Genomic DNA, 22135 nt, shown 5'->3' with positions numbered 1-22135 from the left:
TTGAGGGAGGTCCTCTTGAAAGCGCTTGCATCCTTTTCTGCCTTTGTCGGCAAGACATTTGCCCTGTGGGTCATCGTCTTTGCCGTGTTGGGCTTTGTCTTTCCGGATCTGTTCAAGCAGATCGGTCCCTACATCGTCACGCTGCTCGGTATCATCATGTTTGGCATGGGCCTGACCCTGTCTCTCGATGATTTCCGCGAGGTCGTGAAACGTCCCGTCGAAGTCGGCATCGGCGTTTTCGCGCAATTTCTCATCATGCCGGCGCTTGCCGTTTTTCTGACGACAATCATTCCGATGTCACCGGAAGTCGCCGCCGGCGTCATTCTTGTCGGTTGCTGCCCCGGCGGTACGTCCAGCAATGTCATGACCTATCTCAGCAAGGGTGATGTCGCACTCTCGGTCGCCTGCACCAGCGTCACCACACTGGCGGCTCCGATCGTGACCCCGTTTCTCGTCTGGATGTTCGCCAGCCAGTATCTGCCCGTCGATGGCTGGGCCATGTTCATCAGCATCATCAAGGTAGTTCTGGTTCCGCTCGCGCTTGGTTTTGCCGTTCAGAAAGTCATTCCCACGGTCGTCAAGGCTGCGGTTCCGGTTCTGCCATTGGTGAGCGTCATCGGTATCGTGCTGATCGTTTCGGCTGTTGTCGGCGCCAGCAAGGCAGCGATCGCCCAGTCCGGCCTGATGATCTTCGCTGTCGTCGTCCTGCACAACGGTCTCGGTTATCTGCTCGGGTTTTTCGCCGCCAAGGCTTTTGGTCTGTCGCTTGCCAAACGCAAGGCGATCGCCATCGAGGTCGGCATGCAGAACAGCGGTCTCGGCGCAGCACTCGCCACCGCCTATTTCTCGCCGATCGCGGCAGTGCCGAGCGCCATTTTCAGCGTCTGGCACAATATTTCGGGTGCGTTGCTGGCCAATTTCTTCGCCGGGCGCGTGGAAGATAAGCCCAAGCCCGAAGTCGCAACGGCGGACATCCGCTGATATTGATCGGGTAATCACGAAATCGGAGGGCCGCGTCAGCGGCCCTTGCTGTTTCTGGCCGGGCATCCCGACAACCGGTGAATGGTTCAGCGCCCATAGGCCAGATCTTGCCTGGAAACCTCCGGCCGGCGACCATATCTGCAGGCAGCGGTTATCTTGGAATGCCGCCCTTCGATCGAGCAAGCGAAAGGGGTCATCATGCATGCAGCAGTCTACGACCATCCCGGAGAACCCGGCGTTTTCAGGTTTATCCCCGTCGCGGACCCTCAGCCGGGTCGCGACGACGTGCTTATCGCCGTCGAAGCCATATCCATCGAAGGCGGCGATCTCATCAACCGGCGCCTGGTTGCACCACCGGCGGACAATCATATTGTCGGGTATGCCGCTGCCGGCACCATCATCGCAGTGGGTGCAGATGTCACGGACCGCAAGGTTGGTGATCGGGTTACGTCTTTCGATATGAGTGGATCCCACGCCACGAAGCGGGCCGTGCCCGCCAGCCGGACATGGCACGTTCCCGATAAGGTCGATATGACCGCTGCCGCAGCCCTGCCGATATCGGTCGGCACGGCGCATCACTGCCTGTTTGCACGCGGTGGCCTTGTCGCTGGCGAGACCGTTCTCATTCACGCCGCCGCAGGCGGTGTCGGGCTTGCGGCAGTCCAACTTGCCGATCGGGCAGGTGCAAAGGTTATCGCCGTCGTCAGCGCCAGCGAGCGGCAGGAAAGGCTGCGTGCCCTTGGAGCCGATCATGTCATCGACCGGAAGCAGCAGGATGTGGCCGAAGAGGTGATGCGGATTACCGGCGGTAGCGGGGCTGAGCTCGTAGTTGATCCCGTCGGTTCGACATTAAACCAGTCACTTTCGATGTTGGCGCCGGAAGGCCGGCTCGTCTTTGTCGGAAATGCCGGTGGCGGTGATCTGGCTGCGAATCTCTGGCCGGCGATGCAGGCCAACCAGTCGCTGCTCGGCGTCTTCATGGGGCCGCTGCTGGAGCGACCAGTCGTGCACGCGACGGTGGATGACATGCTGGCAGATGTCGCAAATGGTGATTTGCAGGTGGTGATAGAGCGTGTTTTCCCGCTTGCACAGGCGGCTGATGCTCACGCCTTTGCGGAAACCGGAAAACCGCTCGGCCGGGTGATCATGACGCCGTGACAACGAGGCGAAGCCGCATCTGTGTCAGATATAAAAAGAGGGCCGCATCAGCGGCCCTTTCAGTTGGGGAGGAGTGGATTGGCGGTCAGATATCGCTGCCAGCATTGCGCCAGAGCGTCGCCGCTTCGGCAGCTGTTACCCGCTTGATCTCCGCCTCGTCGCGGCGGCTGGCAAACAACTCGCTCGCCATCAGCTGTTCGGCCAGATCCGCCGGCAATGACAGCACGACGCGGTCGCCTTCGCGCTTCAGCCCTTCCAGATTGGCACGTTTGCCGGTGATCATGCCGCCGGCCACCGTGTTGAGCGTATCCGGATCGATCAGGATGAAGGCTCCGGTCGCACGGTTCTGCTCATAGGTGTCGAAAACCGCGGTTTCCTCGAATGCAAGGCGCACCTTTCCGATCGCGTTCATATTGAGTGCCGAGGCATGCGGTCGCCACTGACCGGAAGTAAGATCGAGCTGCGACAACGGCTCGACGGAAACACGCTGCCGACGTGATCCGCTTTTCAGCCAATAACGCTTGCCCGGCTCGATGCCACCCTGCTGCAGGGCCACAAGCTGGGCATCGAAGGCAGTGCCGGTCATCGGCTGGGCATCGACAGACACGATGACATCGCCGCGCGCCACATCCACCTGACGGTCAAGCACCAGGGTGACCGCATCGCCGGCAACCGCTGCGTTACGCACGAGATCGAATGTCACTATCTGGCTGACATTGGCGACCATACCGGAGGGCAGGATGGTGACGCTGTCGCCCGGTTTGATCGAGCCACCGGCAACCGTGCCCTGATAACCGCGAAAGCTCTCGCCCGGCCGTACAACACGCTGCACCGGCAGGCGAAAACCGCCGGTCTGCGTGGAGCGAACGGTCGCCAGTTCCAGCGCCTCGATCAAGGTCGGGCCTTCATACCAGGGCATGGTGTCGGACGCGGAAGAGACGACATTTTCGCCCTTCAGCGCCGACATCGGGATGGCGGTGATCTGGCGCACGCCGAGCGACAGCGCAAATTCGCGGAACTCGTGGCTGATACGGTCAAAAATCTCGCGGTCGTAATTCACGAGATCGAATTTGTTGACCGCCAGCACGAACTGGCGAATGCCCATCAGCGAGGCGATGGTGGCATGGCGGCGGGTCTGTTCCAGCAGGCCGACGCGGGCATCGGCCAGAAGAACGGCCAGATCGGCGGTCGAGGCGCCGGTCGCCATGTTGCGGGTATATTGCTCGTGGCCGGGTGTATCGGCGACGATGAAAGAGCGCTTGTCGGTGGAAAAATAGCGATAGGCAACATCGATGGTGATGCCCTGTTCGCGCTCTGCCTGAAGACCATCGAGCAGAAGCGCGAAATCGGGCAGGCCGAGATCGTTTTGGCTCCCGCTGTCGCGAGCAAGCGTTGCCGCCTGGTCTTCCTTGACGGCTTTTGTGTCCCACAGAAGACGGCCGATCAGCGTGGACTTGCCGTCGTCGACGGAACCGCAGGTGATCAGGCGCAGCGGGCGGGCGTCGCGGGTCACGCGTGCAACGGATTCCGCGAATGGCAGAATGGTGGCCGAAGCCGTATGGGCGGGGGATGCTGCGGATGCACTCATCAGAAATATCCTTCCCGTTTCTTCTTTTCCATGGAGCCCGACTGGTCACGGTCGATGACGCGGCCCTGACGTTCGGAGACGGTAGCGATTTCCAGTTCGGCAATGACCTCGTCGAGATTGGAGGCGGTCGAACGGATGGCGCCCGTCAACGGAAAGCAACCGAGCGTGCGGAAACGGATGGAGCCATGCTGGACCTCTTCGCCGGGCAGAAGCTCCAGCCGCAGGTCTTCGGCCAGGATCATCATGCCGTCGCGTTCCACATAAGGGCGTGTCGCGGCGTAATAGAGCGGCACAAGCGGAATGTCTTCCGCCTGGATGTAGCGCCAGATATCGACCTCGGTCCAGTTGGACAGCGGGAAGGCGCGCACGCTTTCGCCTTTTCGGATCATGCCGTTATAGACGTTCCACAGTTCGGGGCGCTGGTTGCGCGGGTCCCATTTGTGGTCGGGCGTGCGGAAGGAATAGATGCGTTCCTTGGCGCGGCTGGCTTCCTCATCGCGTCGGGCACCACCGAAGGCGGCGTCGTAGCCGCCCGCATCCAGCGCCTGCTTCAGCGCTTCGGTCTTCATCACGTCGGTGTAAAAGGCCGAACCATGGGTGAAGGGTGTGATGTTTTCTTCAGCGCCGCGCTTGTTGGTATGCACCACGAGGTCGAGATCGTATTCGTCGGCTATGCGGTCGCGGAATTCGATCATCTCCTTGAACTTCCAGGTCGTATCGACATGAAGAAGCGGGAAGGGCACGCGGCCCGGATAAAAGGCCTTTCGCGCCAGATGCAGAAGCACGGATGAATCCTTGCCGATCGAATAGAGCATGACCGGGTTGTCGAACTCGGCTGCCACTTCTCGAAAAATGTGGATGGCTTCGTTTTCGAGGGCCTTCAGATGCGGGTCAAGCGGTGGTCTGGAAACGGGCGGGTTCTTGATTTCCGTTTCCTGTACGGACAGGGGCATTTCGGTCTCCGGGTATTTCTACAAACACAAAAATCTGGCGTTCACCGTCAACGGACGGGACTTGCCGCGAAGCTGGCCTGGGAAACAGGCTGAGCAGCGTTTTCGGTCGCCTGAGCCCCGTTCGGGCTTTCCGGCACATGCAGACCGCATTCGCGCTTTTCGTCACCTTCCCACCACCATCGCCCGGCGCGTTCTGGCTCGCCGGGCTTGATGGCGCGGGTACAGGGTTCGCAGCCGATCGAGGGATACCCACGGGCGTGCAACGGATTGACAGGAATGGCTTCTGCCGAGACATACGCCTTGATCCTATCGATATCCCAGTCGGCCAGCGGATTGACCTTGATGAGGCCGCGCTCGGCATCGAATTCCACGAAGGGGGTGGTGGCTCGGTTGCCGGACTGGCCACGGCGCAGGCCGGTGATCCAAACCTCGGCACCCGACAGCGCCTTGGCGAGCGGGATCAACTTTCTGACATGACAGCAGGCATGGCGAGCTTCGACGCTGTCGTAAAAGCCGTTGAGCCCATATTTTGCGGCATAGGCATCGATATCGTCCTGTTGCGGATGGAAACGATGGATGGTGATGTCGTAACGTTCTTCCGTCTCGGACATCAGATCGACGGTTTCCTTGAACAGACGGCCGGTCTCCAGCGTCGAAACATCGATGGGCAAGCGGTGTGTGCCGATTGCAGCTGTAATCACCTGATCCTCGATGCCAAGCGAGGTGGTGAAAACCGCGCGCCCAAGCGTTGCCGCAAGTGACAGGCGACCGGCAAGGTCGAGATCTGCAAATTGTGTATCGAGAGAGGCAATCTCCGCGGAGGCGGCATGAACTGTCATGGCTTCATTCCGTTTTCAGTGACGGAATTATCCCTGTGCACCCGGCTCAAAGCCAGAAAAACGGGTTTCAAGCGAAGCCCGCGTGGAGCAAATATCTCTCCAAACGCATAAACACGGAGAAAACTGGCGCGAGAAGTGCGAAAACCGGCATTATGCTGCCTTGGCCCGACCTGCATCGTTTATGTCGCATGTGGAATGGCATGCTGTTCAATCGGCGACGTTATCGACATTCAGGGCGGGCATCGTGCAAATGTCTTCACGAAACACATGTCCACGTTAATCAACGTCAAGAATATTTACCCGTTTCAATGCGGCATTCGTTTGTAATCGTTCATCATTTGAGCTAGGCACAAGGTGTCGCACGTCAAACGTGTTTTGCGTCGCGCCGGAGTTCTTGAGATCCCCTCCGCGAATTTCTCGAAACTGAGATCTTCCGCGTCCCGTCAATGATGGCAGGACGTGCGTATATGATGGTCGCGTGATGATATCGCAGAAAGCGAAATATGCGCTGAGGGCGCTGGCCGCACTCGCGCAGGCTCATCCTGAAGAGCCGATGATGATCTCGGAGATTGCCCAGCAGCAGAGCATCCCGAAGAAGTTTCTCGAACAGATTTTGCTCGACCTCAAACGCTCCGGCATGGTCGAGAGCCGACGCGGCAAGCAGGGCGGCTATCTTCTGCTGAAATCCGCCGGCGAAATCAGCTTTGGCGAAGTCCTGCGTCTGGTCGATGGTCCGATCGCGCCGCTTCCCTGCCTGTCGCAGACAGCCTACCGCAAATGCGAGGATTGCGACGGCGAACATCTGTGCGAAATCCGCCATGTCTTCGCCCGCGTCGCCGATGCCACGCGCGAGGTGCTGTTCAATACCACGATCGCTGATGCGGTCGAGGGAGCGGGATCGACCAAGGCACCGGTTCGGGAACTGCTTTCGGCCTGAACGCGGAGTTTCTAGACCCCGAGCGCTCGAATGAAAGCCGCCTGTGAGCCTTCATCGAGATCGGCCAGAACCTTTGCCCTTATCTCCGCCAGAGTGCTCGCCTCGACTTCGAAATCCTCGTTCAGGATGTTTTCGCCCTTGTCGACGACGTAAAACGACACCCACCGTTCGATCACGTCGATGAACTGAGCGAGATCATCCGCTACCTTTTCAAACGACCATGAACTCATGCCGTGGCGGGCAAAGAAGATTTCGTCCGTCAGGTCATCAATGCAGAACGGATCGGCGCCGGCGCTGGCGATTACATGCAGATGCTCCGGCCAGTCTGGTACAATCGCGCCGCTAATGGCATTGCAGCGATAGCCGAGCTGCAATCGCGGCCATTCAGCAAGGTCACCGATTACCAAGTCGTCGGCTGGAAAGGGGATGGTCGCGCCACCGGGATAGCCTGCCCATTGAATTGCTTCGAACGATGCGTGGTCGCTGAGTTTGATCAAGTCATCCATGACTGTGGCCGGATAACGCTTTGCGACCGCGGTCATGCCTGCGCGCTCCAGGGTTACGAGAAGACGTGGTATTGCCTCCTTGAGTCGAGACCAGATCGCCTCGCACTTCCTGCTCCAATCTGAATGCCAACGCAGCGCCCACGCGCGATAACCTTCGGCTAGGTTGATGTCCTGAATTCGGATGCTTCGGGCCTTGACGAAGCCATGTGTCGTCCCGACCGAAAATATCGCGTCCGGAGCAATCTCGCCGAACCACGCCGTCACCTCTGGTGCGTCACGGCTTGTGGCAATGAAGATGTAATCATGGCGAGGCCAGCCGGTCTCGAAATCGTCATCCATCTCGATGACAACATCTGAAACATCCGGTCGTTCTCTGATCTCGGTCAGAAGTCGTGCAAAGGCGGCAATACCGAACCGTGGGATGCATTCGGTCTCGAATGCCTCCTCGTTAACGCCCTCGGCAAAATACTCTTCGATCGAAACCAGCGGCTGCATGTTGGCAAAGTCGCGTGCCCAGATATAGCCCGCTTGCCGGACACGCTTCCGCAAAACATTTCGGTTTGCCTCGATCCGCGCTGACCTTGCCTCATCGCCCATGGTCAAGCCGCTCCTCGGCAGAGGCAAGCCGAATGCCGGATGTGTCCGAGACGAAAAGCGTATCTGTCAGCGGATAAGGTTGGTTTCTCGCGTCCTCGTATATGGCGGTGGCGAAGCGGCGGCGCGGCGCGAAATCTGGCGTCCAGGCGACCATGAAATCACGGTTGGGAATGCCCACGAAAACGGTCTTGACCTTCATCGCCTCACGCACACTCGCCATGAAGGAGGGGAGAAGAATGCGCGCGGCGCTGAAGGCGTCGCCGGCATCGGTTGTGACATACTGCCCGCCGTCGTTCGATGATTTTGCGGTGATCTCCTGCCCGGTCGCGAGTGTTTCGAGGTTCGCCAGCGCGATACGCTCGATCTCCTCCCGATCGACCTTCCAGGCGGCGAGCACGGCATCCTTCACCAAGCTGTAGCGTTTTTCCTCATCCAGCACATAGGCGACGTCGAGCCCCGCGAAGAAGGGTCGTGTCAGCAGGCCCGACACCTGATCCTTGTATTCCGCCGGCACGATCTGCGGCATCAGTCGTTCGCGCGCCTGGGCGAATGGAATGTCTTCCGCACTCGGCCCGTCGCTGCTTGCCTGTACCGTCTCGATGAAGTCCAGGATTGCCTTTTGCCGCTCCGCCAGCGGCATGTCGCGGGTGTAGATATAGACATTGTCGAGCGAGATCTGCTTCGAGCCAATCGAGATTGTCCGGGCATCGCCGCCGGCGTCGATGACCCATTCGGGATGGCGCTGCTTGAGGATCTCGATGACCTCCCGTTTGAACCTTTCGTCATCCGGCATTTGCGCAAGGGCACGGCCGCTGATGCCGAAGCCGGAAAGGCAGAAGGCTGCAATCGTGGATTTATGCAAAAGGCTTCGCCGGGATAGAGACGTCATGTTTCAAAATTCCTTGCGGGCAGTGCAACGCTTTTCGCAACTTGGACCATGTCATTCAAGCACTTCGTCTGTCGAAACGATGCTTTGGTACGGGATCGCCATTTCCTGATCCGTTGTTTTCCCAATGCGTGCGTTCTGCGCTTTCACCTTCCGGGAGCGCATTCTTTGTCGCCTGAACCTGCTCAAGGGAAACAGTTTTGCCTTCTTTTCGCCGTGAATTGACTAAGACGACCTGACCGCTAGTGTTTAGGCACTGACCACAGGAGAGATCTCATGCTGAATTTTACCGATGGAATTGGAAAGCGGCTGATGGCTGCCGCACTCGGCGTGACACTGGCTGCCGGCAGCATCGCACCGGCTTTTGCAGCCTCCCAGCTCCTCAACGTGTCCTATGATCCGACCCGCGAGCTTTACAAGGATTTCAACGCCGCCTTCCAGAAACATTGGAAGGCCGAAGGCGGTGACGATGTCACCATCCGCCAGTCGCATGGCGGTTCCGGCGCACAGGCCCGTTCCGTCATCGATGGCCTCGATGCCGATGTCGTGACGCTGGCGCTCGAAAGCGATATCAACGCCATCCAGAAGACCGGCAAGATCAAGGAAGACTGGCGCACACGCCTGCCCAACAACGCTTCGCCTTACACGTCCACGATCGTCTTCCTTGTCCGCAAGGGCAATCCGAAGGGCATCAAGAACTGGGGCGATCTCGTGAAGGGCGACGTGCAGATCGTCACCCCGAACCCGAAGACATCAGGTGGCGCCCGCTGGAACTATCTTGCCGCCTGGGCATGGGCCAATGAGGAGTTCAAGGGCGATCAGGACAAGATCAAGGCCTATATCTCCGATCTCTACAAGCGCGCGCCTGTTCTCGATACCGGTGCCCGTGGCTCGACCGTAACCTTCGCACAGCGCCAGATCGGTGACGTTCTGCTCGCCTGGGAAAACGAGGCCTATCTCGCCGGTGAGGAATTCGGCAAGGACGCTTTCGACATCGTCGTGCCGCCGATCTCCATTCTCGCGGAGCCGCCGGTTGCCGTCGTCGATAGCGTTGTCGATGCCAAGGGCACACGCAAGGTCGCCGAAGCCTATCTGCAGTATCTCTATTCGGATGAAGGTCAGAACATCGCGGCCAAGCATTTCTATCGCCCGTCGAAGCGCGAAGTAGTGAAGCCGGAACTCCTGAAGCAGTTGCCGGATATTAAGCTCGTCACCATCGACGACCCGCTGTTCGGCGGCTGGAAAAAGGCGCAGCCCGAGCATTTCGGCGATGGCGGCATCTTTGACCAGATCTACAAGCCCGGCGCAAAGTAAGGGCCTGCCCAACGCCACCAAGTGACACTGACGGCACGGTGCGGTAGTTTGATCCGCACCGTTGCCATGTTGGGCCAGTATTCTCGAATTCGGAACCAAGCATGACCGCATCCGCCACCGCTTCCAAGGCGGGCTGGAGAGTAAAGCAGCCGAGCATCATCCCGGGTTTCGGGTTGACGCTCGGCTTTTCGCTCGCCTACCTGTCGCTGATCATTCTCATTCCCATAGCCGGCCTGCTATGGCGCACGGCCGAACTCGGCTGGTCCGGCTTTTTCGCCATCCTCACCGATGAACGCACCATCCGCGCGCTTTACGTCTCCTTCGGTACCGCCTTTGCCGCAGCCCTCATCAATGTCATCTTCGGCACCATTCTCGCCTGGGTTCTAACGCGTTACCGTTTTCCCGGACGCCGGCTGATCGATGCCATGGTCGACCTGCCCTTTGCGCTGCCCACGGCCGTTGCCGGCATCGCTTTCGCCTCGCTTTATGCGCCGAACGGCTGGGTCGGTTCGTTGTTTATGCCGTTCCGCATCGCTTTCACGCCTTATGGCATCGTCATTGCCCTGATCTTCATCGGCTTGCCCTTCGTGGTGCGCACGGTGCAGCCGATCATGGAAGAGATTGACCGCGAGGTGGAGGAAGCCGCCGCCACGCTCGGCGCCAACCGTTTCCAGACCATCTTTCAGGTTCTGCTGCCCGGCCTGACACCCGCCGTCCTCACCGGCTTTGCGCTCGCCTTCGCCCGAGGCGTGGGGGAATACGGCTCGGTAATCTTCATCGCCGGCAATATCCCTTATGTCTCAGAAATCGCGCCGCTGCTGATCGTCATCCGGCTGGAAGAATTCAACTATGCCGGCGCCACGGCAATTGCCACGATCATGCTCTTGATCTCGTTTGCCATGCTGCTGGTCATCAATCTCATCCAGGCCTGGAGCCGCAGGAGGTATGGCAATGTCTGATAACCGCCGCACCTTCCGCAATCCCGCCGACGAAAGCCTCGTCACCAAGATCCTGCTCGTCGGGCTGACCCTGGTTTTCCTCGCCTTCTTCCTGTTCCTGCCGTTGGTCTCGGTTTTCGTCGAGGCGTTTCGCGAGGGCTGGGTCACCTATGAGGAAGCTCTGGTCGAACCCGATGCCTGGGCTGCCATCCAACTGACACTGACGGTAGCCGCCATCGCCGTACCGTTGAACGTGATTTTCGGGGTGGCCGCCGCCTGGGCCATTGCCAAGTTCGAGTTCAAGGGAAAAGCCTTTCTGATCACCCTGATCGACCTGCCTTTCTCCATTTCTCCGGTCATTTCCGGCCTCGTTTATGTGCTGCTGTTCGGCAGTGCCAGCGTGCTTGGGCCGTGGCTGAAAACCTATGGCATCGAGATCCTGTTTGCCGTGCCGGGCATCGTGCTTGCCACCGTCTTCGTCACATTCCCCTTCGTTGCCCGCGAACTCATCCCGCTCATGCAGGACCAGGGCACCGGTGATGAGGAAGCCGCGCTGTCATTGGGCGCCTCCGGCTGGCAGACATTCTGGTACGTGACGCTGCCGAACGTGAAATGGGGCCTGCTTTACGGCGTGCTGCTCTGTAACGCCCGCGCCATGGGGGAATTCGGCGCCGTGTCGGTCGTCTCGGGCCGCATCCGTGGCCTCACCAACACCATGCCGCTGCATGTCGAGATCCTTTATAACGAGTACAACATGGTCGCAGCCTTTGCCGTGGCCTCGCTGCTCGCGCTTCTGGCTCTCGTCACACTCGCTCTCAAAACCCTTCTCGAACTTCGGTTCGGTGCCGGCGCCGCCGGCGGCAGACATTAAAGGCCGTTCGCATGGAAGTTCGCATCAACAATATCCGCAAGGAATTCGACCGTTTCGCCGCCCTGAACGATGTTTCGCTGAACATCGCGTCCGGTGAGCTGATCGCTTTGCTCGGCCCGTCCGGTTCGGGCAAGACAACGCTTCTGCGCCTGATCGCCGGCCTGGATTTCCCGACCGACGGAAAAATCTTCTTCGGAGACGAAGACGCATCGCATCACTCGGTGCAGGATCGCCATGTCGGTTTCGTGTTCCAGCATTACGCCCTGTTCCGTCACATGACGGTGGCGCAGAATATCGGCTTTGGCCTGAAGGTAAGGCCCTCCGCCAGCCGCCCACCCAAGACCGAGATCAAAAAGCGCGTCTCCGATCTGCTCGACATGGTACAACTGTCGGGACTGGAAAACCGCTACCCCAACCAGCTCTCCGGCGGTCAGCGTCAGCGTGTGGCGCTGGCCCGCGCCATGGCCATCGAACCGCGCATCCTGCTGCTCGACGAACCTTTTGGCGCGCTCGATGCCAAGGTGCGCAAGGAACTGCGTCGCTGGCTACGCGAGTTTCATGATCGGACCGGCCACACCACCGTCTTCGTCACCCACGATCAGGAAGAGGCGCTGGAGCTGGCCGATCGCGTCGTCGTCATGAGCCAGGGCAAGATCGAACAGGTCGGTTCTGCCGACGACGTCTATGACCGCCCGCAATCGCCCTTCGTGTTCTCCTTCATCGGTGAATCCTCACATCTGCCGGTCGAGGTGAAGGATGGCACGGTGTTGTTTCAGGGGGAACCGATCGGTCTCTCCGAAGGCGCCAATACTGCCGGTGATCTGTTCTTCCGCCCGGAAGATGTGGTGTTGACCGACGAGAGCCAGGCGCTGTCAGGCAAGGTCACTGCCTGTCGCCGTTTGGCTGGCACGCGTATCGCCGAAATAGATATCGCCAATAACGGCCACGCACCGTTCCATGTGGAAGTGGAAGTGCCGTTGCATGCGCCGGTCGAACTCGGCGCAGAGGCCCGTTTCCGCCCCACCCGCTGGAAAATCTTCAATAAATAGATCTGCATATGATGGGCGGGAACTCTCGCTTTTGCGTCAGGCTTCTGCCCATCGGCCCAAACGATGTCTGGTCGCATATTTCGCTGGCGATGTCGGTGCACGTCGCGCAAGATTGAGCCGGTCACGCCTGCAGCATCCCGGGCTTTTTTCCTCGGATTTGCAAGCGTAAGTTTCGGTAAATCAAATTTTGCTAAAAAGCTGCCTGTCTCCCTTTCGCAAACAGGCTTTTACCGTGCCACAGGCTCATAAGTCAGACGCGACAGCAGGCGCCGATTTCACAAGGCGCAATAAAATCCGCGTTGCCGATATCGGTACGGCGGATCGCAGCATTCAGCTGTTTTTCATTCTCGTGGCCGTCACCGCTTTTCTGGCGACCATGCTGTTGGTCGAAGACAATCTTTTTGATATGGCATGGCGAACGCTATGGTCCTTGCTCGCCAGCGACTCCCATCAGATATCTTTTGCGATGGTCTTTATCGCGGGTGCAAAATCCTATCAGCCGCGGTAGGCAACCAATACCGCGCCTGTGGCGATAAGGCAGATGCCCAGCCAATTGGGCAAAGACAGTTTTTCACCCAGAAACGTCACGCCAAACACCGCCACCAGAACAACGCTCATTTTGTCGATCGGCGCTACACGGGCAGCATCGCCCAGTTTCAGCGCACGGAAATAACATAGCCATGAAGCGCCGGTTGCAAGGCCGGAAAGCACCAGAAAAACCCAGGTCTTCGTGGAGATCGTGTTGATCGGCTGCCAGCCGCCGATGATCGACAGGATTGCCGCCAAAACCACGAGAATGACGATTGTGCGGATGAAGGTCGCGAAATCGGAATTGATGTTTTCGATGCCGACCTTGGCAAAAACAGCGGTCAATGCGGCGAAAATGGCGGACATCACTGCCCAGAATTGCCAGCTCAAAAGCATGCGATGTTACCTGTCATGATGGAACGAACTCTCCCGTCGGCAAACCTATCGCATGGAATCTTGGCATGTAAGGGCGAGTGGGCAGGAAGATTGACTTGCCGGGTGGTCGATGGGACGGTGCATCGCAATTGCAATGCACGAGATGGCAATATGAAGACCGAGACTACCGGTCGCTGACCTCCACACGCGGATTGCCCCAGGGCTCCTGATTGCTGCGCGGCAAAGGCGTTTTCCCGAGAATATGGTCCGCCGCCTTCTCCCCGGTCATGATCGAGGGGCCGTTGAGATTGCCATAGGTCACATGCGGGAAGATCGATGAATCCGCCACCCGCAGACCTTCGACGCCGATCACCCGGCATTCCGGATCGACCACCGCCATCGGATCGTCGGCGCGGCCCATGCGGCAGGTGCCGCAGGGATGATAGGCGCTTTCCAGATGTTCACGCAGGAAGGCGTCGATCTCTTCGTCCGACTGTACGTTTTCGCCCGGCTGAATTTCCGGTCCGCGATAATCGTCGAACGCCTTCTGCGCAAAGATTTCCCGAGTCAGGCGCACGCAGTGGCGAAACTTTTTCCAGTCTTCCGGTTGGCTCATGTAGTTGAAACGGATGACCGGATCGTCTTTCGGATCGGACGAGCGCAGAGTGACGTTGCCGCGCGATTTCGACAGGTTGTAACCGACATGGACCTGAAAACCGTGGCTCTTGGCCGCCGCCTTGCCGTCATAGGAGATTGCCACCGGCAGGAAATGGAACTGGATATCCGGCTGTTTCACGCCCGGTGCCGATCGCAGAAAGGCGCAGGCCTCGAACTGATTCGACGCGCCAAGACCGCCCTTGGTCATCAGCCACTGCGCACCCGCCACGGCCTGCCAGAACCATGGCAGCCATGAATAGAGCGAAACCGGTTTGGTCGAGACCTGCTGGAAATAGAATTCCATATGATCCTGCAGATTGGCGCCGACCCCCGGCCGGTCCACCTTCACCTCGATGCCCATATCCTTCAGGTGCGCCGCCGGCCCGATGCCGGACAGCATCAGCAGCTTTGGTGAGTTGAACGAGGAAGCGGCAACGATCACCTCGCGGTTGGCCTTGATCACCTCCGTCGTCCCGCGACGAACAATTTCGACGCCGGTGGCGCGGCCGTTCTCGATCACCACCCTGTTGGCGAAACCGTGAACAACTTCGACATTCGGCCGTTTCATCGCCGGTCTTAGATAGGCATTAGCGGCGGACCAGCGACGACCATTGTGGATCGTCTGCTCCATCAACCCAAAACCTTCCTGCTTCGAGCCGTTATAGTCCTCCGTCGTCTCGAACCCGGCCTGTGCTCCCGCCTTGATGAAGGCATGGAAGAGAGGATTGGTCACCGGCCCGCGGCGCACATGCAGGGGTCCGTCCGTGCCGCGCCAGCCGGCCTCGCCACCATTCGACGTTTCCATTCGCTTGAAATAGGGCAGCACATCCGCATAAGCCCAGCCGCTCGCGCCCAACTCCTCCCACCGGTTGTAATCCTCGGCGTGGCCGCGCACGTAGACGAGGCCGTTGATGGAGGACGAACCGCCCAGAACCTTTCCACGCGGTGCCGTGATGCGTCTGTTGTCGAGGTTCGGCTCGGGCTCGGAGAGATAACCCCAGTTGTAGCGTTTCATGCTCATCGGCCACGCCAGCGCGCCCGGCATCTGGATGAACGGCCCGATATCCGATCCGCCGGCTTCGATGACGATCACCGAGTGCTTGCCGTCCTCCGACAGACGATAAGCCATGGCGGAACCCGCCGAACCGGAACCGATGATGACGAAATCTGCCTGCTGCATGGTTGCGTTCCTAATCTGTCGTTAGGGATGGTATCGTTTTAATTGATCTTGCTTGTCAGAACGCTTGCGGGAGGCGTGTCTTGATGCAACATTTCTGCGCATATGGTCGGAGGTGTATTGCAGAAATGGCGGGCATTGGTTTTTCCTCGCGATTGACGCTAAAGCTGCGGACGCTGGAAAACGACCGGGCCACGACAGAGGCAAAGAAGCCAGGTGCTGTGACCAGCCGTCAAATGCTCGACCAATTTATCGACTTCATGCGTTCTCCCATGGCAAGTGGATACCGCGAGGCCAGCAGAAAACTCAAAATGGGTCTTTCCTGTCTTACCATTGCTGCAATCTCCGCTGCTCTTCAGCATTATACGGGCCTGTCGTTTTTTATCTGGTACATTCCACTATGTGTGGCTTGGATCTCGATGGTTTTCCGTCGGCGGTTGAGCCGCCGAGATATTCGTGCACACAATCGGTAGACCCTGTTACGGTGTTCAAGTTGTCCGTGTCGTGAAGAATATGTCCCGACACGGAAGAGCTCATATCAATACGGCGCCTCGACCTTGCCCATGCCCACATACACCGTCTTCAACTCGGAATAATGCTCCAGCGCGGCCAGCGAATTTTCCCGCCCGAAGCCGGACTGCTTTGATCCGCCGAAGGGGATTTCCACCGGGCAGAGATTGTAGGTATTGATCCACAAGGTCCCGGCATCGAGCTGATCGACGACACGGTGCCCACGCGTCAGATCGGCGGTAAACACGCCCGCCGCCAGACCGAATTCCGTCGTGTTGGCACGCGAAATCACCTCGGCCTCGTCGTCGAAATCGAGCACGCACATCACCGGCCCAAAAATCTCCTCGCGGGCGATCGTCATGTCGTCTGTCACATCGGCAAACACGGTGGGCTGGATGTAATAACCTTCGCCGGTCACATGGTTCGGCAGGCCGCCGCCGGTCACCAACGTTGCGCCTTCCGTTTTGCCCTTGTCGATATAGGACAGCACTTTCTGGCGCTGTTCGAAGGACACCATCGGCCCCATCTGCGTCGCCTCGTCGAGCGGTTCGCCGATCACGATGTTTTCCGTGCGCGCCTTCAGTTTGCTCAGAAACGCCTGCTTGATGCCGCGCTGAACGAACACGCGGGTGCCATTCGAACACACCTGTCCAGTCGAATAGAAGTTGCCGAGCATGGCGCCGCCGACGGCGCTGTCGAGGTCGGCATCGTCGAACACGATCAGCGGCGATTTCCCGCCAAGTTCCATCGTTACGTGCTTGAGGGTGCCGGCAGCCGCTGCCGCCACCTTGCGCCCGGTTGGCACCGACCCGGTCAGCGACACCTTTGCGACATCAGGATGCTGCACCAGCAGAGGACCGGTGGTGCGGTCGCCCTGAATGACGTTGAACAGACCTTTGGGAAGCCCGGCCTCAATCAGGATCTCGGCGATCTTTAACGCACCGAGCGGCGTGTTCTCCGAAGGCTTGAACACCATGGCATTGCCGGCGGCCAGTGCCGGTGCCGCCTTCCAGCAGGCGATCTGCTGTGGATAGTTCCACGCACCGATGCCGACGCACACACCCAGAGGCACACGCTTGGTATAGGCAAAATCGCCACCCAGCGGAATGTAGTTGCCATTCAACCCGGCCGCGATCACGCCGCCGAAAAATTCAAAACTGTCGGCGCCCGAGGTCGGGTCGGCAACGATGGTTTCCTGGATCGGCTTGCCGGTATCGAGCGTTTCCAGCTCCGACAGTTCGCGGTTGCGCTCGCGAATGATGTCGGCGGCGCGGCGCAGGATGCGGCCACGCGCGGTCGGGCTCAGTGCCGCCCATTCCGGCTGAGCACGTTTGGCAGCGGCGATCGCCTTTTCGACGATGGCGGGAGTTGCGGCATGGAGGCGGGCAATTACCTCGCCGGTTGCCGGATACAGGCTTTCGAAGGCTGTACCTTCAGTGTCTTCCACATATTCGCCATCGATAAAGTGGCTGGCTGTTGGCTGTGCGCGCATATTATTCTCCCCGCGGGTAACGCTTGGATTCTTCGAGATTGTCGAGGTTCATGTGGTTACGCATATAGCGCTCGGATGCCTTTTGCAGCGGCTGGTGATCCCAGGGGTAATAGGCACCGTTGCGCAGCGCCTCGTACACCACCCAGCGGCGCGCCTGGCTTTCGCGGACAGCTGCATCGAAAGCGCCCATGTCCCAGCGTTTTTCGCGTTTCTGCCGGAACATTGCGACCACCTCGGAAAATTCCGGATCATCTGCAAGATTGGTCAGTTCTTGAGGATCGCTGTCGAGATCGAAAAGCTGGTCCGGATCGAGCGTGCAGTGAATGTATTTCCACTTGCCCTCGCGGATCGCCACCAGCGGCGCATAGGAGCCTTCGGCAGCATATTCCATCAGCACCGGATTTTTACGCACGGTGCCGTCGATAACGGGTTTCAGGCTTTCGCCATCCGTCCAGGGTGCAATCTCGTCCATCGAAATGCCGGCGAGGTCGCACAATGTCGGCGTCACGTCGAGATTGGAGACAGGCTCGATATGCAGGGCGGAGGTGACGCCGGGGCCGGCAATCATCAGCGGCACACGCGCAGAACCTTCAAAGAAGTTCATCTTGAACCACAGTCCGCGCTCGCCGAGCATATCGCCATGGTCGGAGCAGAACAGGATCAGCGTATCGTCCAGCTGGCGGGTGCGGGTCAGCGTGTCGATCAACTCGCCGACCTTTTCGTCGATATAGGAGATGTTGGCGAAATAGGCCTGACGCGAGCGGCGAACGTTCTCTTCGGTAATGTCGAAGGCGTCGTAGTCGCAGGATTTCAGGATGCGTTTCGAATGCGGGTCCTGTTCCGCTAGCATACCCACCTCCGGCATCAGATGCGGGCAGTCCTCATACAAGTCCCAGAATTTTTTCCGTGCCACGTAAGGGTCGTGCGGATGCGTAAACGAAACCGTCAGCGCCCATGGACGGCGCTCGGCATCATCCCGTTCGCGGGAGAGATGGTAGATCTTCTGGTTGGCGAGGAAGGCGACCTCGTCGTCATATTCCATCTGATTGGTGATTTCGGCCACGCCAGCGCCGGTCACCGAACCCATATTGTGATACCACCAGTCGATGCGCTCGCCCGGCTTGCGGTAATCCGGCGTCCAGCCGAAATCGGCAGGGTAGATATCGGTGGTCAGGCGTTCTTCAAAACCATGCATCTGGTCCGGGCCGACGAAATGCATCTTTCCCGAAAGTGCCGTGTAATAGCCGGCACGGCGCAGGTGGTGCGCATAGGTCGGGATCGAAGAAACATATTCGGCGGCGTTGTCGTAAACCCGCGTGCGGCTCGGCAATTGCCCTGCCATGAACGAGGCGCGGGCCGGCGCGCAGAGCGGCGACGACGTGTAATTGTTGCGGAACCGGGCGGAGCGGGCGGCCAGCGCCTTCATATGCGGCGCATGCAGAAAATCCGCCGGACCGTCGGGGAAAAACGTCCCGTTCAGCTGGTCGACCATGATGATGAGAATGTTCGGGCGGGTCTGGCTCACGGCGTTTCGGTGTCCTTCAAAAAAGGCTTGAGCTGCATGTCGAGATAATCTTCGGTCAGCCTGATCGGCGCGTCGTTTCCAAGCGGCGAGGCGTTCAGGCTCTGGCGGATATACAGGCCATCGATCATCGCCGCCACGCCTTCGGCAATCCTGGTCGCATCGTCGGGCGGGCAAAGCTGCGTCAGTGCATGCTTGAGGTTCGAGCGCAGCCGCCGCGTATAAATGATCAGCAGGCGGCGCACTTCTTCGGACCGTTGCGCCTCCACATAAAATGCCAGCCACGCCGCCACCGTCTCGGTATCGAACTGATCGGCATGAAACGACACGCGGATCACCGCCGACAGTCTTTTTCGCGCACTGTTCGTCTCCTGAAGCGCGGTCACAAGATCGGCGCGCAGCCGCGCCAGCAGGCTCCGGATGGTGGCGATCACCAGCTGCTGCTTGCTGCCGAAATAATGATGGGCGAGAGCCGCCGAAACGCCTGCCTCGCGGGCAATTTCGGACATGGTCACATCCAGCGAACCATGGCTGCCGATCGTACGCAACGCGGCATCTACAAGCGCCTTTCGACGTAACGGTTCCATCCCGATGCGTGGCATGTGGCTCCCTTCAATTGTCAAAAGTCTATTTTTGATTGAGTGATCAATCAATATCCGGAAACGACATTTGTTGTTGTGTTTGGGGTGAGGGAGGACATCACGGATGCGAGGATGTTCTGGCGCCAAGCCCTCCACTGTCAACGGCCCCATCGCCCCCACAATTGACAAAATCCCGTGGACGTTCTGACGGGTCGATTCAACAATATCAACACGTTGACTCCGAGTTCATCCCCGTATTTCCAGCCCGTGCGATACTTCACCAGCCCTCGTTGCCGGAGTGTTCGAGAGACGTTCGCGGGCAGGCGGAGGTCGGCGCCCTTGGTCGAACCGTAACGTGCGGCAAGATCAGGGGAGGTGAAACCCATGGGTGGCGGCGAAAATGCCAAAACCTTATCAAGCCTTCCCCTGGCAGCCATGCCGGGTTCGGTTTAGCCGTGCAAGTGGCAGGTCCGCCCGAAAGGCGGACGCGAATGAAGCCACGCAGTGAGGCGAGGGGAGCACTTGTAGGGGCCGGAAGCCCCGAAAAGACGCCGAAGGCCACGCGAACGCGGAGCCATAGACTTAAACTACAGTGAGGTTCCGCGTTCGCGTGGGCTCTCCGAATGAATACCCCCGGCGCGCCGGGCCATTGCAGGAAAGATCAAGCCACGGACGGGTGACGTCGCGTGAACGCAAGCCTGTGTATTCAAAATGCTTGTTTAGCGAAGTGCCGATTACCCTTTGATTAAAAACGATCTTTACTGTCACAAAAGCTTCATCAAACATTCATGTAAGGCTAAGTCATTTTTGACCATTTGCTGCGAGCGTCCGGCCAGAATTTTATTGATACTGCAGTGGAGATTGCCGATGTCGGCAGCGACGTCACTCGAACCGGATATGTTCCGGCGTTATGCCAATGACCAGCTGGTCACGCTCGGCAAGCTCGTTCTCGAAAATGCCTTCCAGCCGATTGTTGAAGTCGGCACCGGCACGGTCTTCGGTTACGAGGCCCTGATGCGTGGCTGCGACCGCCTCGGTTTTGAAACACCGCTGCAACTGCTCGATCAGGCCGCCGACACTGGACAGCTTCTGCCGCTCGAACAGATGATGGCCAGCCGCGCGCTTGCCAAATTCGCCACCCTTCCGGATTTTTCCGACGCCACCCTGTTCCTCAATCTTGATGTCCGCCTGATCCAGCACGGCGAGGAATTTGTCGAAAAACTCATCCAGCATCTGCGTAACGCGCATGTGCCGCCGTCTTCCGTCTGTTTCGAACTGTCCGAGCGCTTCGACAATACCAGCGTGCCGGAATTTGCGGCCCTTATGACGACCATGCGCAAGGTCGGTTTCAAGATCGCCATCGACGATTTCGGCGTCGGCCACAGCGAAATGAAGCTGCTCAGCGATTATCAGGTCGATTACCTGAAGATCGACCGGCATTTCATCGCCGGTTTCGACAAAAGCCCGCGCAAGCGCCATCTGGTGAAGAACATCGTCAATACCGCGCATGTCCTGGGGGTGCGGGTCATTGCCGAAGGTGTTGAAACCGAAGCCGAATTCCTGTCCTGCAGAGAACTCGGCGTGGATCTCATCCAGGGCTATTTTGTCGCCAAGCCGACCACCTTCATCAACGAGTTGCAGTCCTCCTTCGCCCATCTGGCAGACCTCGGTCGCACCCGCCGCACCACGCAATCGCTTGATGAAATTCTCATCCGCAAGCAGATCGAGCGTCTGCCGACGGTGTATGAACACGAGTCGATCGACAGTGTGTTCGAACTTTTTCGTCGCAACCCGCGCCAGCCCTTCTTCCCGGTGTTGAACGCCAATGGCGAGCCGCGCGGCATCATCCACGAATATCACCTGAAGGAATTTATCTATCAGCCGTTCGGGCGCGACCTTCTGAAAAACAAGGTCTATGAGCGCACGATCTCGCATTTCGTCGATCACGCACCGACTGTCGGCCTCGACGCCAATGCAGAGCGGCTGATGTCGATCTTTGCCAATATGGATGGCAGCGATTGCGTCATCCTCACTGAAAACATGCGTTATGCCGGCATCGTTTCTGCCGCCTCGCTGATCAAGATCATCAATGAGAAGCGCCTGAAAAGCGCGCAGGACCAGAACCCGCTGACCGGCCTGCCGGGCAATCTCGCCATTCGCGATTTCATGCAGAGCGCCGGTCGCGACGACGAGCAGACACGTTTCTTCTGCTATTGCGACTTCGACAATTTCAAGCCTTTCAACGACCATTACGGTTTCCAGATCGGCGACCACGCCATCTCGCTGTTTGCGGCACTGATGAAGCGGTATTTCTTCTCCGAGGGTGATTTCCTCGGCCATGTCGGCGGCGATGATTTCTTCATCGGCGTCAGCGGCTGGACGCTCGAAGAAATTACCGAAATCCTCGAGCGGCTGCTCAGCGATTTCCATGATGACGTCGTGCAGTTCTATTCGCCGCAAGAACGCGCCGAGGGCCGTATCAAAGGGCATGACCGCTCGGGCATGGAACGTTATTTTCCTCTCCTGCGCTGTTCGATCGGCCTGATCGAACTGCCAAAAGGTCTTGTCCTTGAAGATATGAGCCCTGTCGGTGCGAAAATTGCCGAGATCAAGTCGCAGGCCAAGCAGAGCGAAAGTGGGCTGTTCTTCAGCACGCTCGTCGAGCCTGCCTGAGTT

At 58.8% G+C, this 22135-nt stretch carries 19 protein-coding genes; 9 read left to right on the top strand and 10 right to left on the bottom strand.

The window, feature by feature from the left end:
- Positions 1-15 precede the first annotated feature (15 nt).
- On the top strand, positions 16-981 hold the full coding sequence (locus tag GAO09_RS12800) for a bile acid:sodium symporter family protein (RefSeq protein WP_153354398.1): 966 nt from the start codon (positions 16-18) through the stop codon (positions 979-981).
- A gap of 198 nt (positions 982-1179) precedes the next feature.
- Positions 1180-2139 carry a quinone oxidoreductase family protein gene (locus GAO09_RS12795; RefSeq protein ID WP_153354397.1) on the top strand — a complete coding sequence of 320 codons (960 nt, stop codon included), beginning with the start codon at positions 1180-1182 and terminating at the stop codon, positions 2137-2139.
- 85 nt (positions 2140-2224) lie between these two features.
- Here GAO09_RS12795 and cysN read toward each other — a convergent pair whose 3' ends face one another.
- The 3 genes from cysN to GAO09_RS12780 are packed head-to-tail and all read right to left on the bottom strand — an operon-like array spanning position 2225 to position 5519.
- Positions 2225-3727 (bottom strand): sulfate adenylyltransferase subunit CysN, encoded by a 1503-nt coding sequence (gene cysN, locus GAO09_RS12790; RefSeq protein ID WP_153354396.1) that lies wholly within the window; start codon positions 3725-3727, stop codon positions 2225-2227.
- Complete coding sequence (gene cysD / locus GAO09_RS12785) at positions 3727-4680, bottom strand: sulfate adenylyltransferase subunit CysD (protein ID WP_153354395.1); 954 nt, start codon at positions 4678-4680, stop codon at positions 3727-3729. The genes cysN and cysD overlap by 1 nt, the downstream gene beginning before the upstream one ends.
- Before the next feature lie 47 nt (positions 4681-4727).
- On the bottom strand, positions 4728-5519 hold the full coding sequence (locus GAO09_RS12780; RefSeq protein WP_153354394.1) for a phosphoadenylyl-sulfate reductase: 792 nt from the start codon (positions 5517-5519) through the stop codon (positions 4728-4730).
- A gap of 481 nt (positions 5520-6000) precedes the next feature.
- On the opposite strand from GAO09_RS12780, the gene GAO09_RS12775 reads away from it, so the two are divergent.
- Positions 6001-6456, top strand: coding sequence for an RrF2 family transcriptional regulator (locus GAO09_RS12775; RefSeq protein WP_153354393.1), 456 nt, complete (start codon positions 6001-6003; stop codon positions 6454-6456).
- A gap of 11 nt (positions 6457-6467) precedes the next feature.
- Here GAO09_RS12775 and GAO09_RS12770 read toward each other — a convergent pair whose 3' ends face one another.
- Positions 6468-7559, bottom strand: a complete 1092-nt coding sequence (locus GAO09_RS12770) for a hypothetical protein (RefSeq protein WP_153354392.1) — start codon at positions 7557-7559, stop codon at positions 6468-6470.
- On the bottom strand, positions 7549-8448 hold the full coding sequence (locus tag GAO09_RS12765) for a DUF1444 family protein (RefSeq protein WP_153354391.1): 900 nt from the start codon (positions 8446-8448) through the stop codon (positions 7549-7551). Before GAO09_RS12765 ends, GAO09_RS12770 begins: the two co-directional genes overlap by 11 nt.
- Positions 8449-8721: 273 nt before the next feature.
- On the opposite strand from GAO09_RS12765, the gene GAO09_RS12760 reads away from it, so the two are divergent.
- The 4 genes from GAO09_RS12760 to GAO09_RS12745 all read left to right on the top strand — a co-directional run bounded on the left by GAO09_RS12760 (position 8722) and on the right by GAO09_RS12745 (position 12617).
- A complete protein-coding gene (locus tag GAO09_RS12760) occupies positions 8722-9759 on the top strand; it encodes a sulfate ABC transporter substrate-binding protein (RefSeq protein WP_153354390.1) in 1038 nt (345 codons plus the stop codon).
- 101 nt (positions 9760-9860) lie between these two features.
- Positions 9861-10718 carry a sulfate ABC transporter permease subunit CysT gene (gene cysT / locus GAO09_RS12755; protein WP_153354389.1) on the top strand — a complete coding sequence of 286 codons (858 nt, stop codon included), beginning with the start codon at positions 9861-9863 and terminating at the stop codon, positions 10716-10718.
- Positions 10711-11568 (top strand): sulfate ABC transporter permease subunit CysW, encoded by an 858-nt coding sequence (gene cysW, locus GAO09_RS12750; RefSeq protein ID WP_153354388.1) that lies wholly within the window; start codon positions 10711-10713, stop codon positions 11566-11568. The genes cysT and cysW overlap by 8 nt, the downstream gene beginning before the upstream one ends.
- Positions 11569-11579: 11 nt before the next feature.
- On the top strand, positions 11580-12617 hold the full coding sequence (locus tag GAO09_RS12745; RefSeq protein WP_153354387.1) for a sulfate/molybdate ABC transporter ATP-binding protein: 1038 nt from the start codon (positions 11580-11582) through the stop codon (positions 12615-12617).
- A 495-nt stretch (positions 12618-13112) separates the two neighbouring features.
- On the opposite strand, the gene GAO09_RS12740 is transcribed toward GAO09_RS12745, so the two are convergent.
- On the bottom strand, positions 13113-13541 hold the full coding sequence (locus tag GAO09_RS12740; protein WP_153354386.1) for an EamA family transporter: 429 nt from the start codon (positions 13539-13541) through the stop codon (positions 13113-13115).
- Between the two features lie 163 nt (positions 13542-13704).
- Positions 13705-15357 carry a choline dehydrogenase gene (gene betA, locus GAO09_RS12735; RefSeq protein WP_153354385.1) on the bottom strand — a complete coding sequence of 551 codons (1653 nt, stop codon included), beginning with the start codon at positions 15355-15357 and terminating at the stop codon, positions 13705-13707.
- Between the two features lie 80 nt (positions 15358-15437).
- Here betA and GAO09_RS12730 point away from each other — a divergent pair, with 80 nt between their 5' ends.
- Complete coding sequence (locus GAO09_RS12730) at positions 15438-15827, top strand: hypothetical protein (protein WP_153354384.1); 390 nt, start codon at positions 15438-15440, stop codon at positions 15825-15827.
- A 65-nt stretch (positions 15828-15892) separates the two neighbouring features.
- On the opposite strand, the gene betB is transcribed toward GAO09_RS12730, so the two are convergent.
- From betB to betI, 3 genes are read right to left on the bottom strand one after another with little or no spacing between them, the layout of a single operon-like run.
- A complete protein-coding gene (gene betB, locus GAO09_RS12725; protein ID WP_153354383.1) occupies positions 15893-17356 on the bottom strand; it encodes a betaine-aldehyde dehydrogenase in 1464 nt (487 codons plus the stop codon).
- 1 nt (position 17357) lies between these two features.
- Positions 17358-18881, bottom strand: a complete 1524-nt coding sequence (betC, locus tag GAO09_RS12720; RefSeq protein ID WP_324184878.1) for a choline-sulfatase — start codon at positions 18879-18881, stop codon at positions 17358-17360.
- Entirely contained in the window at positions 18878-19480 is a 603-nt protein-coding gene (gene betI, locus GAO09_RS12715) for a transcriptional regulator BetI (protein WP_153354574.1), read from the bottom strand. The genes betC and betI overlap by 4 nt, the downstream gene beginning before the upstream one ends.
- A gap of 846 nt (positions 19481-20326) precedes the next feature.
- Between betI and GAO09_RS12710 the strand changes: the two genes are divergently transcribed.
- A complete protein-coding gene (locus GAO09_RS12710) occupies positions 20327-22132 on the top strand; it encodes a bifunctional diguanylate cyclase/phosphodiesterase (protein ID WP_153354382.1) in 1806 nt (601 codons plus the stop codon).
- The last annotated feature ends 3 nt before the right edge of the window (positions 22133-22135 follow it).

This window comes from Endobacterium cereale (assembly GCF_009617585.1).
Classification (GTDB): Bacteria; Pseudomonadota; Alphaproteobacteria; order Rhizobiales; family Rhizobiaceae; genus Neorhizobium; species Neorhizobium cereale.
This window is presented reverse-complemented; position numbering and strand designations above follow the sequence as displayed.

Excerpts from the sequence above, each read along its gene's own strand:
- GAO09_RS12795 (WP_153354397.1), top strand. The coding sequence starts at position 1,180 with ATGCATGCAGCAGTCTACGACCATCCCGGAGAACCCGGCGTTTTCAGG.
- cysN (WP_153354396.1), bottom strand. The coding sequence starts at position 3,727 with ATGAGTGCATCCGCAGCATCCCCCGCCCATACGGCTTCGGCCACCATT.
- cysD (WP_153354395.1), bottom strand. The coding sequence starts at position 4,680 with ATGCCCCTGTCCGTACAGGAAACGGAAATCAAGAACCCGCCCGTTTCC.
- GAO09_RS12780 (WP_153354394.1), bottom strand. The coding sequence starts at position 5,519 with ATGACAGTTCATGCCGCCTCCGCGGAGATTGCCTCTCTCGATACACAA.
- GAO09_RS12775 (WP_153354393.1), top strand. The coding sequence starts at position 6,001 with ATGATATCGCAGAAAGCGAAATATGCGCTGAGGGCGCTGGCCGCACTC.
- GAO09_RS12770 (WP_153354392.1), bottom strand. The coding sequence starts at position 7,559 with ATGGGCGATGAGGCAAGGTCAGCGCGGATCGAGGCAAACCGAAATGTT.
- GAO09_RS12765 (WP_153354391.1), bottom strand. The coding sequence starts at position 8,448 with ATGACGTCTCTATCCCGGCGAAGCCTTTTGCATAAATCCACGATTGCA.
- GAO09_RS12760 (WP_153354390.1), top strand. The coding sequence starts at position 8,722 with ATGCTGAATTTTACCGATGGAATTGGAAAGCGGCTGATGGCTGCCGCA.
- cysT (WP_153354389.1), top strand. The coding sequence starts at position 9,861 with ATGACCGCATCCGCCACCGCTTCCAAGGCGGGCTGGAGAGTAAAGCAG.
- cysW (WP_153354388.1), top strand. The coding sequence starts at position 10,711 with ATGTCTGATAACCGCCGCACCTTCCGCAATCCCGCCGACGAAAGCCTC.
- GAO09_RS12745 (WP_153354387.1), top strand. The coding sequence starts at position 11,580 with ATGGAAGTTCGCATCAACAATATCCGCAAGGAATTCGACCGTTTCGCC.
- GAO09_RS12740 (WP_153354386.1), bottom strand. The coding sequence starts at position 13,541 with ATGCTTTTGAGCTGGCAATTCTGGGCAGTGATGTCCGCCATTTTCGCC.
- betA (WP_153354385.1), bottom strand. The coding sequence starts at position 15,357 with ATGCAGCAGGCAGATTTCGTCATCATCGGTTCCGGTTCGGCGGGTTCC.
- betB (WP_153354383.1), bottom strand. The coding sequence starts at position 17,356 with ATGCGCGCACAGCCAACAGCCAGCCACTTTATCGATGGCGAATATGTG.
- betI (WP_153354574.1), bottom strand. The coding sequence starts at position 19,480 with ATGCCACGCATCGGGATGGAACCGTTACGTCGAAAGGCGCTTGTAGAT.
- GAO09_RS12710 (WP_153354382.1), top strand. The coding sequence starts at position 20,327 with ATGTCGGCAGCGACGTCACTCGAACCGGATATGTTCCGGCGTTATGCC.